We start from the raw sequence: 18,641 nt of genomic DNA on the forward strand, positions 1-18,641 counted from the left end.
GGCGTAGCGTTCGCATCCGCGACTCGGCCGGGAGCCGTGAATGCGAAGCTACGTTCCGAAGATATCTTCGAGTTCGAACATCTGTCAAGCTGTCTTCGAAACCCTGTCCACGAATCGTCCGACACGCTCGAACAGATCTTCCAGATCGGCGCGATTCTCGGATACGGTTTCGACAAGGACACCCCACCACGGGCCACCGACATTCGAAGAGCGACGTCGGATCTCACGCACTGAAGGAGCATCATGAGCGAGACCACAGCCCCGGAGTCGGAGGCGCCGCGGACCCGCCGTCGCAAGAGCCTCAGCCCCAAGCAGATGGCGATCCTGGAGGTCATCCAGGCCGCCATCGCCCAGAACGGCTACCCGCCGAGCATGCGCGAGATCGGCGACGCCGTCGGGCTCAAGTCGCTCTCCAGCGTCACGCACCAGCTCGGCCAGCTGGAGCTGAGCGGCTACCTGCGTCGAGACCCGGGCAAGACGCGCGCCATGGAGGTGCTGATCGACCTGCCCGGCACCGGCTCCGGCGCCGAGAACCCGGCCGATGTCACGACTCCCGTCGGCGACGCCGCGCTCGTGCCCCTCGTCGGCCGCATCGCCGCCGGCGTGCCCATCACCGCGGACCAGCAGGTCGAGGAGATCTTCCCGCTCCCCCGGCAGCTCGTCGGCAAGGGCGACCTGTTCATGCTCAAGGTCTCCGGCGAGTCGATGATCGACGCCGCCATCTGCGACGGCGACTGGGTCGTCGTCCGCTCGCAGCACGACGCCGAGAACGGCGAGATCGTCGCGGCGATGCTCGATGGCGAGGCCACCGTCAAGGTGCTCCGTCGCCGCGATGGACACACGTGGCTGCTGCCGCGGAACACCGCCTTCGAGCCCATCCTCGGCGACGAGGCCGTGGTGCTCGGCAAGGTCGTCGCGGTGCTGCGAGCCGTCTGACCCGGACACGACGAAGGCCCTCCCCGATCGCTCGGAGAGGGCCTTCGTCACATGATCAGACCGAGGCGCCCACCTCGGCGCGCACGCGGCGCGTGGCCTCGACGATGTTCCGCAGCGACGCGGTGGTCTCCTCGTAGCCGCGGGTCTTGAGGCCGCAGTCCGGGTTGACCCAGAGCTGCCGCGTGGGGATCTCCTCCACGGCGCGACGCAGCAGGGACTCCACCTCCTCCACCGCGGGAACCCGCGGGGAGTGGATGTCGTAGACGCCGGGGCCGATGCCGTGGTCGAACCCGGCCTCGGCGATGTCCGCGACGACCTCCATCCGGCTGCGGGCGGCCTCGATGGACGTGACGTCGGCGTCCAGCGCGCGGATCGCGTCGATCACGACACCGAACTCCGAGTAGCAGAGGTGCGTGTGCACCTGCGTGCCCGGTGCTGCCCCACCGGTCGCCAGACGGAACGACGCCACCGACCAGTCCAGGTAGGACGGCTGATCGGCCTTCTTCAGCGGCAGCAGCTCGCGCAGGGCCGGCTCGTCGACCTGGATCACGGCGATGCCCGCAGCCTCGAGGTCGGCGATCTCCTCGCGCAGCGCCAGCGCGACCTGGTTCGCGGTCTCCCCCAGCGGCTGGTCGTCGCGCACGAACGACCACGCGAGGATCGTCACCGGCCCCGTGAGCATGCCCTTGAGGTGCTTCGCGGTGAGCGACTGCGCGTATCCGGACCAGTCGACCGTGATCGGTGCCGGCCGGGAGACGTCGCCCCACAGGATCGACGGGCGTGTGGCGCGCGAGCCGTACGACTGCACCCACCCGTGCTCCGTGACCGCGAAGCCGTCGAGGTTCTCGGCGAAGTACTGCACCATGTCGTTGCGCTCCGGCTCCCCGTGCACCAGCACGTCGAGTCCGAGGTCCTCCTGCAGCGACACGACCGCGGCGATCTCCCGGCGCAGGAAGTCGTCGTAGTCGTCGCGGGGGATCTCACCGCGCGTGAACCGTGCCCGTGCGCGACGGATGTCGGCGGTCTGCGGGAACGACCCGATCGTCGTCAGGGGCAGGACCGGGAGGCCGAGGGCCTCCTGCGCACTCTCCCGCTCCTCGTAGGACACCCGCGAGAAGTCGGCGTCGACGAGCGCCCGCTCGCGCACCGCGCCGTCGCGCACGCCCGGCGCGTCCAGCCGGTCGCGCAGGGCCGCCGAGGCCTCGTCGAGCTCGGCGGCGATCGCCTCGGGACCCTGCGACAGCCCGCGGGCCAGAACACCGACCTGCTGCACCTTCTGATCGGCGAACGCCAGCCACGACACCAGGCGGGGGTCGAGCGAGGTCTCGTCGGCGACGTCGTGCGGCACGTGCAGCAGTGAGGTCGAGGTGGAGGCCGACACGGCCGCGGCCCCCAGGTCGCGCAGACGCTCGAGCGTGGCGAACGCCGCGGCCAGGTCGCCCCGCCAGATGTTGTGCCCGTCGATCACGCCGCCGACGAGCGTCTTGTCCGCGAGACCCTCCGCCGCGGACGGCACAGCGCCCCGGACCAGGTCGACCGCGATCGCCTCGACGGGTGCGGCCGCGAGGACCGGGAACACGGCGTCGAGCGCCGCGTACGGGGCGGCGACGAGGATCGACGGACGGTCCTCCGCTCCCCCGAGCACGGCGAGTGCACGTTCGGCCGCGGTCGCCAGGGCGGCGGTGTCGGCGGGGAGCGACTCGCTCACGAGCGCCGGCTCGTCGAGCTGCACCCAGGTCGCTCCCGCGGCCCGGAGGCGGGCGAGCAGCTCCCGGTACACGGGGAGCACGTCGTCCAGGCGCGACAGCGGATCGAAGCCCTCGGGGGCGTCGTCCGAGGCCTTCGCGAGCGCCAGCAGGGTAACCGGGCCGACCACGACCGGGCGCGTGGTGAAGCCTGCGGCAGCGGCCTCTGCGACCTCGCGCACGAGCCGGTCGCTGGACAGCGAGAACACCGTCTCCGGACCGATCTCCGGCACGAGGTAGTGGTAGTTCGAGTCGAACCACTTCGTCATCTCCAGGGGCGCGCGCTCCCCCTCGCCCCGCGCGATCGTGAAGTACGCCGGGAGGCCGACCGTGCCGTCGGCGGCGCGCAGGTGCTCGAAGCGCGAGGGGATCGCGCCCACGGTCACCGCGGCGTCGAGCACCTGGTCGTAGAACGAGAAGGACTCCGGGATCGCGGAGTCGTCCCGGCCGAGGCCGAGCGCGGCGAGCCGCTCTCGGGTGGCGGCGCGCAGCTCGGCGGCCGTGCGCTCCAGCTCCTGCTCGTCGATGCGGCCCGCCCAGAACGCCTCGACGGCCTTCTTGAGCTCGCGGCGACGGCCGATGCGGGGGTAGCCGAGGATGGTTCCCTCGGGGAATGCGGTCATGGTGTTTCCTTTCGGCGGGGGTCTAACGGCGCAGAGCCGGGAGGATGCCGGCTTCGGCGAGGACGGTGAGGACGGTCTCGTGCTGGTTGAAGGCGTAGAGGTGCACGCCGGGGGCGCCGCCGGCCACGACCTGCGCGGCCAGGCGCGCGGCCCAGGCGATGCCGATCTCGCGGCGCCCCTCGGCGGTCGGCTCCACGTCGAGGGCGATGGAGAGCTCTCCGGGCAGCTCCTCTCCCGTGAGCTCCAGCACGCGGGAAAGCCGAGCGGGCGAGGTGATGGGCATGATGCCGGGCAGGATCGGGATGGTCACCCCGGCCGCGCGGGCACGCTCCACGAAGGCCAGGTAGTCGTCGGCGTGGAAGAACAGCTGCGTGATCGCGAACGTCGCACCGGCGGCCTGCTTCGCGAGCAGGGCCTCCACGTCCTGCGTGCGGTGGGTCGCCCGGGGGTGGCCCTTCGGGAACGCGGCCACCGCGATGTTCACCCTCCGCCGCGGCGCGACCCGGGCGGCACCGGGGATCCCGGGAACCGGCGACTCCTCGTACGGCGCACGCTCGGCCTGCACGCGGTCGATCAGCTGGACGAGCTGGGCCGCGCTCTCCAGGTCGCCGAGGAAGTCCTCGGTCTGCCCGGCGGGCGGGTCGCCCCGCAGGGCGAGGAAGCTGAGGATCCCCGCGTCGAGGAACTCGCGGATGAGCGCGGTCGCCCCGGCGTAGGTGTTGCCGACGCAGGTGAGATGAGCGAGGGGCTCGACGTCGGTGTGGGTGCGGATGAAGCGCAGCACGTCGAGCGAGCGCCCCCCGGTGGAGCCGCCGGCACCGTAGGTCACCGACAGGAACTCCGGACCGGCTGCGGCCAGGCGCAGGACGGTCTCGTGCAGCCCCTCCTCGCTCGACGCGTTGCGCGGGGGGTAGAGCTCGAAGGAGAACGGCACGCGGGCGGTGCCGGTGGTGTCGATCTCGGTGGACATCTTCACTCCTGGGGACAGGGGGCCGGGGCGCGCGGACGGCACGGGAGGCGTGTCGTTCGCGGGCGGGTGCCGGGCTCGGCTGTCGCTCCACGCCCTGGACGAACCGGGCGTTTCCAGCAACCTAGAACAGCCCCGCGCGGGGCCGCACGTGTGTGACGCCGTGTGTCGGTCCGCCTAGGCTCGAGGCATGTCGTCGCTGCCCTTCGGTTCCTGGCCCTCCCCCTTCACCGCCGCGTCTGTCGCGACCTCCGCACCGCGCATCGACGGCGCCCGGTTCGCCGGGTCGGAGATCTGGTGGGGCGAGTCCGTGCCGGCCGAAGCCGGACGCGTGACCGTACGCAGCTCCTCCGGCGCCGAGATCCTGCCGGCTCCGTGGAGCGCGCGGTCGCGCGTGCACGAGTACGGCGGCGGGGCGTGGACGGCCGGCGACGGTGCGCTGTTCTTCGTCTCGGGCGCGGATCAGCGCGTGCATCGCCTCGTCCCCGGGGGCGAGCCCGAGCCGCTCACGCCCGCCGGTGCGTCGTACGGCGGACTCCGACTGCAGAGCGGACGACTGCTGGCCGTGCGCGAAGACCTCCGTCCGGACCCGCACCGGCGCGGCATCGTCGAGATCCCGGTGGACGGGTCCGCGGCCGAGGACGACGGCGCGCTCCGGGTGATCGCGGAGGGCACGGGCTTCTTCGCGCACCCGGCGCTGTCGCCCGACGGCACGCGGGTGGCCTGGGTCGAGTGGCACGAGCGGACGATGCCGTGGGACGAGGCGCAGCTCGCGATCGCGTCGCTCGCCGACGGCGAGGTCGTGCGCATCGCGTCGTCCGCCGCCCTGCAGCCGGAGTGGCTCGACGACACCGCGCTCGTGTACGCCGACGACGCGTCCGGGCGCTGGCAGGTGCAGCGCCTTCACGTCGACGGCGTGACACCCGCAGCCGCACCGATCGCCCTGACCGGGACCGACGCCGACACCGGCTACGGCCTGTGGGTGCTGGGCAACCGGTGGTTCCAGCCGCTGGCGGACGGACGCGTGGTCGCCGCGCGCACGAACGGCCGCGACGAGGTGCACGTGCTCCCGGCGGACGGCACGACGAGCACCGCGCTGGACCTCCCCGCCGACGGGCACGTGAGCGTGGACGACGTGTCCGGCTCCCGCGTGCTGCTCAGCGGCAACAGCTCGGGCACCACGCCCGGGGTATGGTGCGTCGACCTCGACTCGGGCCGCGTGGAGGCCGTGGCGGGCGGGGTCCCGTCCGATCCGGAGTGGATGCCCGGCGCGCAGCCGATCGTGGTGGACGGCGCGCACGGCTCGGTGCACGCGTTCGCCTACCCGCCCGCGAACCCCGCGCACACCGCGGCTCCCGGCGAGCTTCCGCCGTACATCGTGTTCGTCCATGGAGGACCGACCGCGCATGTGACGGGGGCCGCGTCGTCCGAGGTCGCGTTCTTCACGAGCCGCGGCATCGGCGTGCTCGACGTGAACTACGGCGGCTCCACCGGCTACGGCCGGGCCTACCGCGACCGCCTCGTCGGGCAGTGGGGTGTGGTCGACGTGGACGACGTGGTCGCCGCCGCGCGGGGCCTGGCCGATGCGGGGCTCGCCGATCCCGCGCGCATCGCGATCCGCGGCGGTTCGGCCGGCGGCTGGACCGTTCTGTCGGCGCTGGTGCGGGGCGGGACCTTCGCGGCGGGCATCAGCCGCTACGGTGTGGCGGACCTGCGCCTGCTGGCCGCCGAGACGCACGACTTCGAGGCGCCGTACCTCGACGGTCTGGTCGGGAGGCTGCCGGAGGACGAGCACGTGTACGTCGAGCGTTCACCCCTCACGCACGCCGACCGCATCGACGTGCCCGTGCTGCTGCTCCAGGGCGGCGAGGACCGCGTGGTGCCTCCGTCGCAGTCCGAGGCGATCCGCAACGCCCTCGCCGCGAACGGCATCGAGCACGAGTACGCGCTGTATCCGGCAGAGGGGCACGGCTTCCGCAGCGCAGAGAACATCGTGGACGCGCTGCAGCGCGAGCTCGCGTTCCTCGGCCGCGTGTTCTGCTTCACCCCGGCGCCCTGACGGCGCGGGCTACTCGCCGACGCGGTTGCGCAGGCGCATGGCCCGCTCGGCCTCGCGCGTGTCCTGCCGCTCGCGCAGCGTCTGCCTCTTGTCGTACTCGCGCTTTCCCTTCGCGAGAGCGATCTCGACCTTGGCCCTGCCGTCGGAGAAGTAGAGCTTCAGCGGGATCAGGGTGTAACCACCGGCCGAGACCGCGTGGGAGAGCTTGGCGATCTCCTCACGGTGCAGCAGCAGCTTGCGGATGCGCTTGGCGGAGTGGTTGGTCCAGTGCCCCTGCGAGTACTCCGGGATGTGCACGGCGTCGAGGAACACCTCGTTGCCCTTGACGAACGCGTATCCGTCGCTGAGGTTCGCGCGCCCCTGACGGAGTGACTTGACCTCGGTGCCGGTGAGCACCATTCCCGCCTCGTACGACTTCTCGATGGTGTAGTCGTGACGCGCGCGACGATTGGTCGCGACGACCTTCTCCCCGCGTTCCCTGGGCATGATGCTCTCCTGTTGCCGTGACGAGCTCGACCGAGGATCCGGCCGAGCAGCCTTTCAGGGTATCAGGTGCGCAGCCAGCGACGGATCGCGAAGCCGGCCGACAGCGCCGCCAGCACGACGCCGATCCCCACCAGCACGGGCACCACGAGGAACGCGTCGTTCATGGTGACCCAGGTCGTGATGAACGGGACCCGCCCGCGCAGGTAGCCGTTGACGCCGAAGTGCACCCCGGCGACGACCGCCGCGCACGCGAGCGCCGAGCCGAGGAAGGCCGCGAAGACGCCCTCCAGCACGAACGGCGTCTGGATGAACCGGTTGGACGCGCCCACCAGGCGCATGATCCCGATCTCCTTGCGTCTCGCGTAGGCCGATAGTCGGATGGTCGTCCCGATCAGGAGGGTCGCGGCGATCAGCATCAGCACGGCGATCCCGACCGCGATGTAGGTCGCGACGGTGAGCGCGGAGAACAGCGGCTCGAGGTATTGCAACTGGTCCTGCACCTGCTCCACGCCCGCCTGTCCGCTGAACGCCTCGGCGAGCACCTGCGACTGCCCCGGATCCTTCATCGTGACGAAGAACACCTCGAACGCCTGGTCGGGCGTGAGCACGCTCGCCTGCTCCTCGCCCACCTGCTCGACGAGCTTGGCGTACGTCTCCTCTTTGGTGTCGAACGTCATGGAGCTGATCAGCGGCGCCAGCGCGTCGCCCTCGAGCTGGGCGCGCACCGCGGCGACCTGCTCCTCGCTGGCGGCGCCGTCGACGCAGGTGTCCGACTCCGACACCGCCGAGCACATGTACACCGCCACCTGGGCACGCTCGGCCCAATAGCCCCGCATCACGCCGATCTGGGACTGCATGAGGATCGCCGCGCCCACGAAGGTCAGCGACACGAACGTCACCAGCACGACGGAGATGACCATCGAGATGTTGCGACGGAGACCCACGAGGGCCTCGGTCAGGATCAGGCCGATTCTCATGAGGTCGGGCCCACTTCCTCGTCGTCCTGGTCGGAGAGGCCGAGACGGTCGGCCACGCCGAGCTCGGCGACGTCGACCTCCGGCAGCACGATCGGGTGCGTGCGAGGGGTGGCCGGACGCTCGACCGGAGCCTTCTCCGCGGCCGGGGCACGCTCCGCCTCATCCGGCGGTTCCACCACTCCGCGACGCGGCGGCTCGGGCGGCTCGACCACCTGCGGCTCACGTTCCGGCTGCGGGGCCGCGGCTGCGGCGGCGCGGCGCTGCGCGTCGAGCTCCTCCGCCAGGGCGGCACGCACCACCGACAGGTCGGCGGTCTGCCGCTGCACCTCCTGCACCGCGGTGAGGGCGGCCGCGGCGGCGGCTCCCCGCACCTCCTCCGGCGCGAGTCGCGGGATGTTCGAGGTGTCGCCGTAGCCGCCGTGGACCTCGTCGCGCACCATCTCGCCGTCGCGCAGCTCGATCACGCGGCGACGCATCTGATCGACGAACCCCGCCTCGTGCGTGGCCATGAGCACGGTCGTGCCGCCGGCGTTGATGCGGGCGAGCAGCTGCATGATGTCGACGGAGGTCGCGGGGTCGAGGTTTCCGGTGGGCTCGTCGGCCAGCAGCACCTGCGGACGGTTCACGAGGGCACGGGCGATCGCGACGCGCTGCTGCTCACCGCCGGAGAGCTCGTGCGGCATGCGCTTCTCCTTGCCCTCGAGCCCGACCAGTGCCAGGGCCTCGGGCACGGCCTGCTGGATGAAACCGCGCGAGGAGCCGGTGACCTGCAGCGTGAACGCGACGTTCTGGTGCACGGTCTTGGACGGCAGCAGGCGGAAGTCTTGGAACACGGAGCCGATGTGGCGACGGAAGTAGGGCACCTTCCGGTTCGCGAGGGAGCGGAGATCGCGACCGAGGACGGCGACGCGACCACTGGTGGGCACGTCCTCCCGCAGGATGAGCCGCAGGCAGGACGACTTGCCCGATCCCGAAGCGCCGACGAGGAAGACGAACTCCCCGCGTTGCACTTCGAAGTCGACTCCGGACAGGGCGGGCTTCGACGTCCCGCGGTAGCGCTTCGTGACGTTCTCGAACCGAATCATGGCGATTCGAGCCTAAGCGCGGGCTCTGCGCTGACCCGCTGCGACACCCCGCGCGGCCTCAGGCCGTCGACCTGTGCAAACGGTGTCGGCGTCGCTGCCCACTGCTATACATGGAGAGTCGATTCGCGTCACCCACGCGAGCGCGCACACGGAGGGGACTTCCATGACGACACCTGCTGGCTGGTACGACGACGGCTCCGGTCGGCTGCGGTGGTGGGACGGCCAGCAGTGGACCGAGCACTTCGCGCCCGAGACGCCCGCTGTGCCCGCCCAGGAGTCCCCGGCATCCGAGTCCGAGACGATGCCGGGTGCGCCCGCCGCGGCGGTGCCCGACGCGCAGCCCGAGGCCACGGCCCCCGACGCCACCGCACCTGAGGCCACCGCACCCGACGCCACCACGCCCGACGCGACCGCCGCCGACGCCACCGCACCCGACGCCACCGCACCCGACGCCACCACGCCCGACGCCACCACGCCCGACGCCACCGCCGCACCCGACGCCACCGCGCCAGAGGCCGTGGTCGCACCCGAGCCCGCGAGCGACTGGGCCGCGCCGGCCTCGGGCGCCCACGAGCTTCCCGGTGCCGCGCCGGTGGCCGACTGGTCTGCGCCCGGAGCCACGGCGGCCGGGACGGTCACGCCGCCTCCGACCGGAGTGCAGCCTCCCGCCGGACTGGCCGCCTCTCCGCAGGGCGGCTACCCCGGGCAGTACTCCCCCGCCGCGCAGGCTGCGGGCCAGGGCGGCTACCCCGGACAGGCGGCCTACCCCACCGCGCAGACGTATCCCGCTCAGGGCGGCGGCTACCCCGGCGCTCCGGCTTACGCCGCGGCAGCCCCGGCGCCGGCGAAGATCTCCGTGCTGGGCCTCGTCGGCCTCGGTCTCGCCGCCCTCGGCCTGCTCCTCGCCTTCACGCCGTTCACGGTCGTCTTCTCGTGGCTGTTCCTCGGCGCGGGCTTCATCGTGTCGCTCATCTCCCTGTTCCTGAAGGGCAAGAAGTGGCCGGGCATCACGGGCCTGGGCGTCTCGGTGCTCGGCGCGATCATCGCCGCGATCATGAGCTTCGTGTTCTTCCTCGGTGCCGTCGCCAGCCAGGTCGACCGCTCCGACTCGCTGCCCGACGACGGCTCCGACACGGGGACGAGCGACTCCGGCACGGATTCCGGAACGGACGACGGCACCGGCTCCGGCACGGTCGTCGAGGGCAGCCTCGGCGATCCGATCACCGTGACGCAGATGTCCGGCAGCGCGGAGCTGACGATCACGTCCGCCACCTGGGGCACCACCAACGGCTCGGACTTCGAGGCGACCAACGGCGGCTACCTGGTGATCGACCTCACGTGGGAGACGCTCGAGGGCACGACCTATGTGAACCCGCTGTACTTCTCGGTCGAGACCGCGGAGGGTGCCGAGGGCGACTACGACATCTTCGGCGATGCCACGCTCGAATCGAGTGAACTCCCGGCGGGTGAGACCACGCAGGGCACCGTGTCGTTCGATGTCGCCCAGAGCGGATCGTACGTCGTGATCGTCAGCGACGAGCTGTTCCAGGAGGTCGCCCGCGTGACCGTGGAAGCCACCGCGCGCTGAGCGTCGCCCGAAGAAGACAGAGGCACCGCTCATGACGACACGCGAGGGCTGGTACGACGACGGCTCCGGCAGCCTGCGGTGGTGGGACGGCCAGCAGTGGACCGCGCACGTCCGCAGCATCGACCCGCACCCCTCTGCGCCCGAGATCCCTGCGTCGTCGGGCGTACCGCAGCCTCCCGCCTCCACCGCGGGGACCGAGCCCGCACCCGCGATGCCGACGCCCGCGGTGCCGACGCCCGCGATGCCGACGCCCGCGGTGCCGCTCGCAGCTACCCCGGTCCAGGCGGCCTTCGAGCCGTTCGTGCCGCCGTCCTCGCCGTTCACCCCGTCCTCCCCGTACGCGGCGCCCCCGTACGCGGCAGCCCCGGGGTCCGCAGCCACCGCGGCCCCGGGCAACGGAGCGGCCATACCACTGGGACCCGGCTCCCCGGGCGCACCGGCCGCCGCATCGAGCACGACCGCGCGGCGTCCGTCGATCCCCGGCCTGGTCGGGCTCGCGGTCGCGCTGGTCGGGGTCGTGCTCGCGTGCGTGCCCCTCACGGCGCCGATCGGATGGGTCGTCGTGGCTGCCGGCTTCGTCGTGTCGCTCGTCTCGCTGTTCCTGCGGGGAACGAAGTGGCCGGGCATCGCCGGGCTCGCCGTGGCCGTGCTCGGCTCGACCCTCGCTGGCGCGGTCGCCCTGATCGCGGTCGGGCTCACGTCGGTCGAGGCGTCCGGAGACCCGGTGCCGTCGCCGAGCGCGCCGGCGACGGAGTCCGGTTCGCCCGTCGACCCGTCGACGATCGACGGCGCCGAGATGGTCGCGTTCGAAGACCTCGAGGTGGGCGATTGCCTCCCCTACGTGGACTACACCGGCGAGGACACGATCTTCGAGCTCCCGGTCGTGCCGTGCGATCAGCCGCACACCGACGAGGTGTACTTCATCTACGAGGTCGACGACCAGACCTTCCCCGGCGAGAGCGCACTGCTCGATGAGGCGTGGGACGGCTGCCTGGCGCAGTTCGAGGGATTTGTCGGCGTCCCGTACGAGCAGTCGGAGCTGGACTTCTACAGCTACCAGCCCACGAAGGCGTCGTGGACCCGTGCGGGCGACCGCGCGATCCAGTGCATCGCCTACAGCTACGACGATGTGACCGGCACGCTGCGCGGCGCCGCTCGCTGACCGCCGCACACGACGAAGGCCCCGGAGCGATCCGGGGCCTTCGTGCGTCAGTCGTCGTCGTCGCGGCGCTTGCGCCAGCGGATGCCGGCGGAGATGAAGTCGTCGAGGTCGCCGTCGAACACCGCGGCGGGGTTACCCGACTCCTGCCCCGTGCGGAGGTCCTTCACCAGCTGTTGGCCGTAGAGGAAGTAGGAGCGCATCTGGTCGCCCCAGCTCGCGGTGATGTTGCCCGCCAGCTCCTTCTTCTTCGCCGCTTCCTGCTCCTTCTGCAGCAGCAGCAGGCGGTTCTGCAGCACGCGCATGGCGGCTGCCCGGTTCTGGATCTGCGACTTCTCGTTCTGCATCGACACGACGATGCCGGTCGGGAGGTGCGTGATGCGCACGGCGGAGTCGGTCGTGTTGACCGACTGCCCACCCGGGCCCGAGGAGCGGAACACGTCGACGCGGATGTCGTTCTCCGGGATGTCGACCTCGGTGGCCTCCTCCATCAGCGGGATCACCTCGACGGCGGCGAACGACGTCTGCCGCTTGTCGGCCGAGCCGAAGGGGCTGATGCGCGCGAGGCGGTGCGTGCCGGCCTCGACGGAGATCGTGCCGAACGCGTAGGGGGCATCGATCTCGAAGGTCGCCGACTTGATGCCCGCACCCTCGGCGTACGAGGTGTCCATCACCTTGACGGGGTACTTGTGCCGCTCAGCCCACCGCAGGTACATGCGCATGAGCATCTCCGCGAAGTCGGTGGCGTCGTCGCCACCCGCCCCGGAGCGGATCGTGACGATCGCGCTGCGCTCGTCGTACTCGCCGTCGAGGAGCGTCTGCACCTCGAGCTGGTTGATGAGGTAGGTCAGGGTGCCGAGCTCGTTGCGCGCCTCGATGGCGGAGTCCTCGTCGCCCATCTCGTTGGCCAGGTCGACGAGCACCTCGAGGTCGTCGAGGCGCTGGGCGATGCCGGTGATGCGCGCGAGCTCGGACTGACGGTGGCTCAGCGCACTCGTCACCTTCTGCGCGTTCTCGGTGTCGTCCCAGAGGTCGGGCGCACCGGCCTCCTCGCTGAGTCGCGCGATGTCCTCGCGCAGACGGTTGACATCGACGACCTCGCTGATGTCGCCGAAGGTGTGCCTGAGCGCCTGGATTTCGGCGGAGAGATCTAGTTCGAGCATGACACCTCAGCCTAACGTGCCGCCCGCGCCCGCGGGGACGCCGTCGTCGGGCGCTGCTCCCGCGCGGGAGTAGCGTGAGGAGGGTGAGCAGCGCATCCACGGTCCTTCGTCAGTTCGGACCGATGGTGTACCTGCCCACCGTCCTCTTCGCTCTCGGCGAGGGGGCCGTCATCCCCCTGATCCCGGTGATCGCCGCGTCGATGGGCGCGGACGTGGCGACGGCGGCGCTGGTCGCGTCGGCGCTCGTGGTGGGACAGCTCTGCGGGAACCTCCCGGCCGGCTGGGCCGTGGGCCGCATCGGCGAGCGATACACGATGGTGATCGCCGGAACGGCGGCGCTGCTGTCCGGAGCGGGCATGCTGTTCGCGCCGTCGCTCGGCGTGCTCGCGGCCTCCGTGTTCGTGCTCGGGCTGTGCGCGGCCGCGTTCGGGCTGGCGCGGCACGCGTTCATGACCACGCGCGTACCCCTGCCGTTCCGTGCGCGCTCGCTGTCCCTGTTGGGCGGCAGCTTCCGTCTGGGCATCTTCATCGGCCCGTTCGTCGCCGCGGGGCTTCTGCAGCTGTTCGGCAGCGAGTCCGCGGCGATCTGGTTCTTCGGCGTCTGCCTCGTGGTGATGGTGCTGCTCGTGCTGTTCGGGCCGGACCCGGAGGCCACGATCCCGCCGGTGCGTTCGACCGAGCGTTTCGTGGAGGACAGCGGAGAGGCCGTGAGCGGCTCGATCCCGACGATCGAGCGCGCGGGCATCTTCCAGACCATGTGGCGGCAGCGACGACTGCTGTCGCGGCTCGGTCTCGCCGCCGCGTCTCTGTCCGCCGTCCGCTCCGCCCGGCAGGTGGTCCTGCCGCTGTGGGGCCTGTCGCTGGGGCTCGACGCGTCGACGATCGCGCTGGTCGTCGGGGTCTCGGGCGCGATCGACTTCGCCCTCTTCTACGCGAGCGGGCAGGTGATGGACCGGTTCGGGCGGCTGTGGGCGGCCATGCCGGCGATGCTGCTCATGGGTGTCGGGTTCCTCGCTCTGGCCTTCACCCACGACGGGGATGCCGCGGTGCTGTGGTTCGGGATGTTCGCCGCCGTCCTGGGCGTGGGCAACGGGCTCTCCAGCGGCATCCTGCTCACGCTCGGCGCCGACGTCGCCCCGGAGCGCGAGCCCGCCGCCTTCCTCGGCTCCTGGCGCACCCTGACCGATGCCGGCGGCGCCGTCGCCCCGCTGCTCGTCTCCGCCATCACCGCGGTGTCGACGCTCTCCGTCGCCGCGGGCGCCATCGGCGTGATCGGACTGCTCGGCGCTGCCGGGTTCCTGCGGTGGATCCCCCGCTTCGTCCCCCGCCCGGATCCGCCCGCGGAGGCCTGAGGCCCCGGCTGGTCACCGCAGGGCGGTGCGGCTCGTCGCGGTCGCCTGCAGCGTGAGACCCTCCGGCACGAACGGCGACACGAGCGGTGGATGCCACGCCGTGCGAACGGTCACGCGCGCCGAAGCCCCGTCCGGGGAGGTCGCCGACACCAGCACCTCGTCCCCGCCCGCACCGTCCACGAGCGGCCGGGCCTGCGCCGCCACCGCCTCGTCCGTGAGTTCCGCGCGCGGCGTCTGCCCCTGCACCGTGAGGACGAAGCCGTCGGTTCCGGCGAGCGCGGCCGCATCGGCGAGGGCGTCCAGGCGCTTCTGGGCGATGTACAGGTCGGTCGCGCAGGCGCACACGAAGATCACGGCGAGCGCGAGCAGCACGTAGCCGAGCACGAGCAGCAGCACGCTCCCCTCCTCCGCGTCCGTGCCCCGGGCGGCGTCCCCCGCCCTCACTCGGCACCCCACTGACGCGACACCTTCTGCGCCGACACGGCCTCGATCGGCACCGACACGGCTCTGTCCAGGCCCAGGACCGCGGGCACGAACGGCAGGCGGGCGCTGGTGGCGACCGAGACCATGACGGTCGCACCGGCGGAGGGGCACGGAACACCCTCCGGACGACACCTCACGGTCAACTGCACGTCGTCGTCGTCGATGCCGTACTGCGATGCGATGCTCGACAGCACCGCATCGCCCCGGGAGGCGGCCGTCCTCGCGTCGGGAGCGGTCGCGATCACGCGCGCCGCGTGCCGGGCGGCGGCCTCGACCCCCAGCGTCTGCTCCTGAACGGAGCCGAGCACGATCACCAGATACAGCAGCGGCACGAGCATCAGAACCCCGGCGGCGATGAACTCCAGGGAGCTCGAGCCGCGATCATCCCGCATCGAACGACTCCGCCGGTGCGTGAGCCTCGACCTGCAGCCCGTACGGCACGCCGATCAGGCCGAACACCGGCAGGCTGGTCCTCACCCGCACGTCGACCGACTCCCGGCCGGCGAGGCGCGATGTCCCGACGGCGACGTCCTCCGCGTAGGCGGGGCCGATCGCGCGGGTGATCACGTCCTGCGTGCGCTGCTTCCCCTCGCCGAGCGAGACGTCTGCGAGGGCGGCGTAGTAGGCGCCCTCCACCGCCGCGTCGTGCACCACATTGCGCACGTAGACCGCGAGCGCCAGCTGCAGCACCGCGAGGGTGAGGGCGGTGAGGAGCGTGCCGACCAGGACGAACTCCACCGGGTTCGACCCGCGGTCTTCGATCACGGCCGCACGGAGGGGCACGTCAGAGACCCGACACCCGCTGGATCGCCTGCTCGAACAGCGAGGTCAGCGCGGGCCCCGCGACCGCCCAGATCACCACGACCAACCCCGCCGTCATGAGCGTCACGAGCACCCAGCCGGGGACGTCTCCCCTCTCGTCGTCGGCCAGGGCACGGAGCGGAGAACGCAGGCGTGTGATCATGCCGTCAGTCTGCCCGGGAGCGCCCACCCGCGTCCGCGGTTATCCACAGGCCGTGCGCCCGGCGCGTCAACCGAGGCCGAGCCGCAGGATGAACAGCCCGGGATAGATCGCGAACACCACCGACAGCGGCAGGATCAGGAAGACCAGCGGCAGGAGCATCAGGATCTCCTTGCGCCCGGCCTGCTCGATGAGGGTGCGCTTGGCCTCCTCGCGCGCGTCCCCGGCCTGGGCGTGCAGCACGGCGGCCAGCGGTGCTCCGTGCTCCAGTGCGGCGACGATCTGGTCCACCGCGCGCGAGAGGCCGGGCAGCTCCAGCCGTGCGGCCATATCGCCCAGCCCCTCCGCGAGCGTCGACCCGGTCCCCACCTCCAGCACGACGCGGCGCAGTTCCCCGGTCAGCTCACCCGACCCCACCCCGGCCACGCGCCGCACCGCGTCGAGGAAGCTCTCGCCGGCCGAGAGGCACAGCGCCAGGAACTCGAGGGTCGTCGGCAGTTCGTCGGCGAGCCGCGTGCGCCGAGCCCTGACGCGGGCGGAGAGCTGCATGTCGTAGCCGATCGCGGCCGTCGTGCCGGCGAGCACCGGGATCACGCCGACCGGCACCGACCAGCGACCGGTGAGCACGAGCACGATCACCGCGATCGCACCGGTCGCGATGCCCGCCAGCGTCCAGGCGAGCTGTCTGCCCCGGAACGCGACAGGACTCAGCGCCGACCCCGCCTGCGCCAGGCGCTTGCGCAGCACGTCGCCGTCGCCCACCAGACGCTCGAGGGCATCGCGCACCCGCTCGCCCGGCGAGCTCCGGTGCGCGGGGAGGCGTCCGACGCCCGGAAGCGCCGTCGCCGGCAGCCGCTCATCGTCCACCACGTCGCGCACGTAGGGGGCGATCCGAGACATCAGCGGTGCCGCCCGCCACCGAGGCAGCCGCGCGAGCAGAAGGAGGACCCCGGCCGCGAAACCGCCGCCCAGCAGGACCGCGGCCGCGAGCGCCGTGATCCCGGTCATCCGAACCACCGCCGCGGCTCGGGGAGACGCCCGATGCGGACCATGATGCGGAAGGCCGCGACCGACACCACGGCGCCGACGCAGATCACCACCACCCCCTCGGGGGTGCCGTAGGCCTTGGCTCCCTCGGGTCGCAGCACCAGCAGCGTCAGGATGACCCAGGGCGCGACCGCCCCCAGCACCGCGGCCCCGCGGATCCACGACTGCCGCGCCTCGACCTCTCCGCGCAGCGCCGCATCCGCCCTGACCGACGCCGACAGGGCCCGCAGCACCCCGATCAGCTCGGTGCCCCCGACCTGCCGCGCCATCCGCAGCGTCTCGACGATGCGATCGCCGATCGGGTCGGCCAGCGCATCCTTCAGCCGGTCGAGGCTCGACTCGAACCGGCCACTGCCTTCCAGGTCCCGAGCGAACGTGCGGAAAGCGGGGCGGAGTGCAGGCGGTGCGGACTCGCCGAGCGACGCCACCGCGTCCGGGAGCGACAGCCCGACCCTGATCGACGCGATCAGCAGATCGCACACGTCGGGCCAGAGCTGCCGCCGCAGTCGCCGCAGCCGCCGCCTCCGGCCGCGCAGGAAGGCGACGGGGGCGACCCCTCCCGCGAGGATCGCCAGCGCGGCGAGCACCACGACCCCGGTCATGAGCCAGACGATCGACCCGGCGATGAGGGCCGCCGCAGCGATCGCGGCGATCAGCGCCGAGGCGGGAAGCGCGGGAAAACCGGCCTCCTCCCCGAGCCGTGTGAGGCGCCCCTGAGCAATCGCACGCGGCGCCCGGCGCTCCGCCGGCCAGAGCCAGGGCGAGAGCACCAGGAGCAGGCCCGCCGCCAGCATCGCCCCGAGCAGCACGCTCACGCCTGTGCTCCCCCGACGAGGTCCGCGAACGATGCCACCCGGTCCCGCGCTTCCGCGGTCGCGTCGTACACCGTCCGGCACTGCACGCGACCGTCGCGGACCTCGCCGGACGGGGCGAGGATCTCGCGGACGCGGCGTCGTCCTTCCCGATCCCGCTCGCAGTGCACCACGAGGTCGATCGCGGATGCCAGGGCGGGAGCGATGAAGCCACGGTCGATGTTCCGTCCGGCGAGCAGGGGCAGCAGGCAGAGCTTCTCGATCGCCTCGACCGCGCTGTTGGCGTGCACCGTGCACGCCCCCGGCACGCCGGTGTTGAGCGCCAGGACGAGGTCGAGAGCCTCGGCGTCGCGCACCTCGCCGACCACGAGCCGATCCGGGCGCATGCGCAGCGCCTCCTTCACCAGCCGTCGCAGGGTGATCTCCCCCGTGCCCTCCAGACTGGGCTGCCGGCCTTGCAACGCCACCACGTCGGGCCCGCCGACCGCGAGCTCGAAGGTCTCCTCCACCGTGACGATGCGCTGAGACGACGCGCACGCCGCGAGAAGCGCCCCGAGGATCGTCGTCTTGCCCGCGTGCGTCGCCCCGGACACGATCACGGTCGCCCCCTCGCGCATGGCGGTCGCCAGCTCCGCCGCCGTCGCAGGCGGCAGCGAGCCCTGCGCGACGAGCTCGTCCAGCGTGCGGTGCCCGGTGAGGAATTTGCGGATGTTCACGCTCCACGCGCCGCGCACCACGTCGGCGATCGCGACGTGCAGCCGAGAGCCGTCGGGCAGCGACGCGTCGACGAACGGCTGGCCGATGTCGACCCGGCGTCCCGAGGAGTGCAGCATGCGCTCCACGAGGTCGCGCACGACGGTCTCGTCGAGGCGCAGGCCGGTGCGCTCGGATGCGCCGCCGCGGGCCACGTGCACGCCGCCGTCGCCGTTGACCCAGATCTCCTCGATGTCCGGCGCATCGAGGAGCGGCTGCAGGACCCCGAAGCCGCCGATCGCGGCGAGCACCTCCCTGATGCACGCGCTCTCGTCGTCCACGGGCTCCGCCCCGCGCGCCAGCGCGAGATCGTCGTAGCGCCGCACCTCCGAGCGCGCGATGGATCTCGCACGCTCCGGGTCGTCGGCCGGGTCGACGCCCTCGGCACGCAGGCGACGACGGACGTGTTCGGCGATGGCCGTGGAGGGATGGATCACCCGAGCAT

Annotated in this window: 18 protein-coding genes; 5 read left to right on the forward strand and 13 right to left on the reverse strand. The window is 72.1% G+C overall.

Going from position 1 to position 18,641, the window contains the following annotated elements:
* Positions 1-243 precede the first annotated feature (243 nt).
* Positions 244-936: a transcriptional repressor LexA gene (lexA, locus tag KZC56_RS16305; RefSeq protein ID WP_136034303.1), complete on the forward strand. Its 693-nt coding sequence runs from the start codon at positions 244-246 to the stop codon at positions 934-936.
* Between the two features lie 55 nt (positions 937-991).
* Here the strand turns inward: lexA and metE are convergent, their stop codons facing one another.
* Positions 992-3,304: a 5-methyltetrahydropteroyltriglutamate--homocysteine S-methyltransferase gene (gene metE, locus KZC56_RS16310; protein ID WP_136036509.1), complete on the reverse strand. Its 2,313-nt coding sequence runs from the start codon at positions 3,302-3,304 to the stop codon at positions 992-994.
* 22 nt (positions 3,305-3,326) lie between these two features.
* Complete coding sequence (locus tag KZC56_RS16315) at positions 3,327-4,274, reverse strand: methylenetetrahydrofolate reductase (protein ID WP_247639018.1); 948 nt, start codon at positions 4,272-4,274, stop codon at positions 3,327-3,329.
* Positions 4,275-4,461: 187 nt separating this feature from the next.
* Between KZC56_RS16315 and KZC56_RS16320 the strand changes: the two genes are divergently transcribed.
* Positions 4,462-6,330, forward strand: coding sequence for a S9 family peptidase (locus KZC56_RS16320; protein WP_247639019.1), 1,869 nt, complete (start codon positions 4,462-4,464; stop codon positions 6,328-6,330).
* Positions 6,331-6,339: 9 nt separating this feature from the next.
* On the opposite strand, the gene smpB is transcribed toward KZC56_RS16320, so the two are convergent.
* The 3 genes from smpB to ftsE all read right to left on the reverse strand — a co-directional run bounded on the left by smpB (position 6,340) and on the right by ftsE (position 8,878).
* Positions 6,340-6,816 (reverse strand): SsrA-binding protein SmpB, encoded by a 477-nt coding sequence (gene smpB, locus KZC56_RS16325; protein WP_136034311.1) that lies wholly within the window; start codon positions 6,814-6,816, stop codon positions 6,340-6,342.
* Between the two features lie 62 nt (positions 6,817-6,878).
* Positions 6,879-7,793 (reverse strand): permease-like cell division protein FtsX, encoded by a 915-nt coding sequence (ftsX, locus tag KZC56_RS16330; protein WP_136034313.1) that lies wholly within the window; start codon positions 7,791-7,793, stop codon positions 6,879-6,881.
* Complete coding sequence (gene ftsE / locus KZC56_RS16335; RefSeq protein WP_136034315.1) at positions 7,790-8,878, reverse strand: cell division ATP-binding protein FtsE; 1,089 nt, start codon at positions 8,876-8,878, stop codon at positions 7,790-7,792. Before ftsE ends, ftsX begins: the two co-directional genes overlap by 4 nt.
* Positions 8,879-9,041: 163 nt before the next feature.
* On the opposite strand from ftsE, the gene KZC56_RS16340 reads away from it, so the two are divergent.
* Entirely contained in the window at positions 9,042-10,466 is a 1,425-nt protein-coding gene (locus tag KZC56_RS16340) for a DUF2510 domain-containing protein (RefSeq protein WP_247639020.1), read from the forward strand.
* A 31-nt stretch (positions 10,467-10,497) separates the two neighbouring features.
* Positions 10,498-11,628, forward strand: a complete 1,131-nt coding sequence (locus KZC56_RS16345) for a DUF2510 domain-containing protein (RefSeq protein ID WP_247639021.1) — start codon at positions 10,498-10,500, stop codon at positions 11,626-11,628.
* A 47-nt stretch (positions 11,629-11,675) separates the two neighbouring features.
* Here the strand turns inward: KZC56_RS16345 and prfB are convergent, their stop codons facing one another.
* Positions 11,676-12,788, reverse strand: coding sequence for a peptide chain release factor 2 (gene prfB, locus KZC56_RS16350; protein ID WP_247639022.1), 1,113 nt, complete (start codon positions 12,786-12,788; stop codon positions 11,676-11,678).
* A gap of 122 nt (positions 12,789-12,910) precedes the next feature.
* Between prfB and KZC56_RS16355 the strand changes: the two genes are divergently transcribed.
* Positions 12,911-14,140: an MFS transporter gene (locus KZC56_RS16355; RefSeq protein ID WP_136045849.1), complete on the forward strand. Its 1,230-nt coding sequence runs from the start codon at positions 12,911-12,913 to the stop codon at positions 14,138-14,140.
* 12 nt (positions 14,141-14,152) lie between these two features.
* Here the strand turns inward: KZC56_RS16355 and KZC56_RS16360 are convergent, their stop codons facing one another.
* The 7 genes from KZC56_RS16360 to KZC56_RS16390 form a co-directional block, all read right to left on the reverse strand.
* Complete coding sequence (locus tag KZC56_RS16360) at positions 14,153-14,536, reverse strand: hypothetical protein (RefSeq protein WP_247639023.1); 384 nt, start codon at positions 14,534-14,536, stop codon at positions 14,153-14,155.
* Positions 14,537-14,580: 44 nt separating this feature from the next.
* Positions 14,581-15,015: a TadE family protein gene (locus tag KZC56_RS16365; protein WP_247639024.1), complete on the reverse strand. Its 435-nt coding sequence runs from the start codon at positions 15,013-15,015 to the stop codon at positions 14,581-14,583.
* Positions 15,005-15,406 carry a TadE/TadG family type IV pilus assembly protein gene (locus KZC56_RS16370; protein ID WP_247639025.1) on the reverse strand — a complete coding sequence of 134 codons (402 nt, stop codon included), beginning with the start codon at positions 15,404-15,406 and terminating at the stop codon, positions 15,005-15,007. The genes KZC56_RS16365 and KZC56_RS16370 overlap by 11 nt, the downstream gene beginning before the upstream one ends.
* Before the next feature lies 1 nt (position 15,407).
* Positions 15,408-15,587, reverse strand: coding sequence for a hypothetical protein (locus KZC56_RS16375; RefSeq protein ID WP_136030645.1), 180 nt, complete (start codon positions 15,585-15,587; stop codon positions 15,408-15,410).
* Between the two features lie 66 nt (positions 15,588-15,653).
* Positions 15,654-16,592, reverse strand: coding sequence for a type II secretion system F family protein (locus KZC56_RS16380; RefSeq protein ID WP_247639026.1), 939 nt, complete (start codon positions 16,590-16,592; stop codon positions 15,654-15,656).
* Entirely contained in the window at positions 16,589-17,446 is an 858-nt protein-coding gene (locus KZC56_RS16385) for a type II secretion system F family protein (protein ID WP_247639027.1), read from the reverse strand. The genes KZC56_RS16380 and KZC56_RS16385 overlap by 4 nt, the downstream gene beginning before the upstream one ends.
* On the reverse strand, positions 17,443-18,633 hold the full coding sequence (locus KZC56_RS16390; RefSeq protein WP_247639028.1) for a TadA family conjugal transfer-associated ATPase: 1,191 nt from the start codon (positions 18,631-18,633) through the stop codon (positions 17,443-17,445). Before KZC56_RS16390 ends, KZC56_RS16385 begins: the two co-directional genes overlap by 4 nt.
* Between the last annotated feature and the right edge of the window lie 8 nt (positions 18,634-18,641).

Source organism: Microbacterium sufflavum (assembly GCF_023091155.1).
GTDB lineage: Bacteria > Actinomycetota > Actinomycetes > Actinomycetales > Microbacteriaceae > Microbacterium > Microbacterium sufflavum.

Excerpts from the sequence above, each read along its gene's own strand:
- ftsX (WP_136034313.1), bottom strand. The coding sequence starts at position 7,793 with ATGAGAATCGGCCTGATCCTGACCGAGGCCCTCGTGGGTCTCCGTCGC.
- KZC56_RS16345 (WP_247639021.1), top strand. The coding sequence starts at position 10,498 with ATGACGACACGCGAGGGCTGGTACGACGACGGCTCCGGCAGCCTGCGG.
- KZC56_RS16365 (WP_247639024.1), bottom strand. The coding sequence starts at position 15,015 with ATGCGGGATGATCGCGGCTCGAGCTCCCTGGAGTTCATCGCCGCCGGG.
- KZC56_RS16340 (WP_247639020.1), top strand. The coding sequence starts at position 9,042 with ATGACGACACCTGCTGGCTGGTACGACGACGGCTCCGGTCGGCTGCGG.
- smpB (WP_136034311.1), bottom strand. The coding sequence starts at position 6,816 with ATGCCCAGGGAACGCGGGGAGAAGGTCGTCGCGACCAATCGTCGCGCG.
- prfB (WP_247639022.1), bottom strand. The coding sequence starts at position 12,788 with ATGCTCGAACTAGATCTCTCCGCCGAAATCCAGGCGCTCAGGCACACC.
- KZC56_RS16315 (WP_247639018.1), bottom strand. The coding sequence starts at position 4,274 with ATGTCCACCGAGATCGACACCACCGGCACCGCCCGCGTGCCGTTCTCC.
- KZC56_RS16375 (WP_136030645.1), bottom strand. The coding sequence starts at position 15,587 with ATGATCACACGCCTGCGTTCTCCGCTCCGTGCCCTGGCCGACGACGAG.
- KZC56_RS16380 (WP_247639026.1), bottom strand. The coding sequence starts at position 16,592 with ATGACCGGGATCACGGCGCTCGCGGCCGCGGTCCTGCTGGGCGGCGGT.
- KZC56_RS16320 (WP_247639019.1), top strand. The coding sequence starts at position 4,462 with ATGTCGTCGCTGCCCTTCGGTTCCTGGCCCTCCCCCTTCACCGCCGCG.
- ftsE (WP_136034315.1), bottom strand. The coding sequence starts at position 8,878 with ATGATTCGGTTCGAGAACGTCACGAAGCGCTACCGCGGGACGTCGAAG.
- metE (WP_136036509.1), bottom strand. The coding sequence starts at position 3,304 with ATGACCGCATTCCCCGAGGGAACCATCCTCGGCTACCCCCGCATCGGC.
- lexA (WP_136034303.1), top strand. The coding sequence starts at position 244 with ATGAGCGAGACCACAGCCCCGGAGTCGGAGGCGCCGCGGACCCGCCGT.
- KZC56_RS16355 (WP_136045849.1), top strand. The coding sequence starts at position 12,911 with ATGGTGTACCTGCCCACCGTCCTCTTCGCTCTCGGCGAGGGGGCCGTC.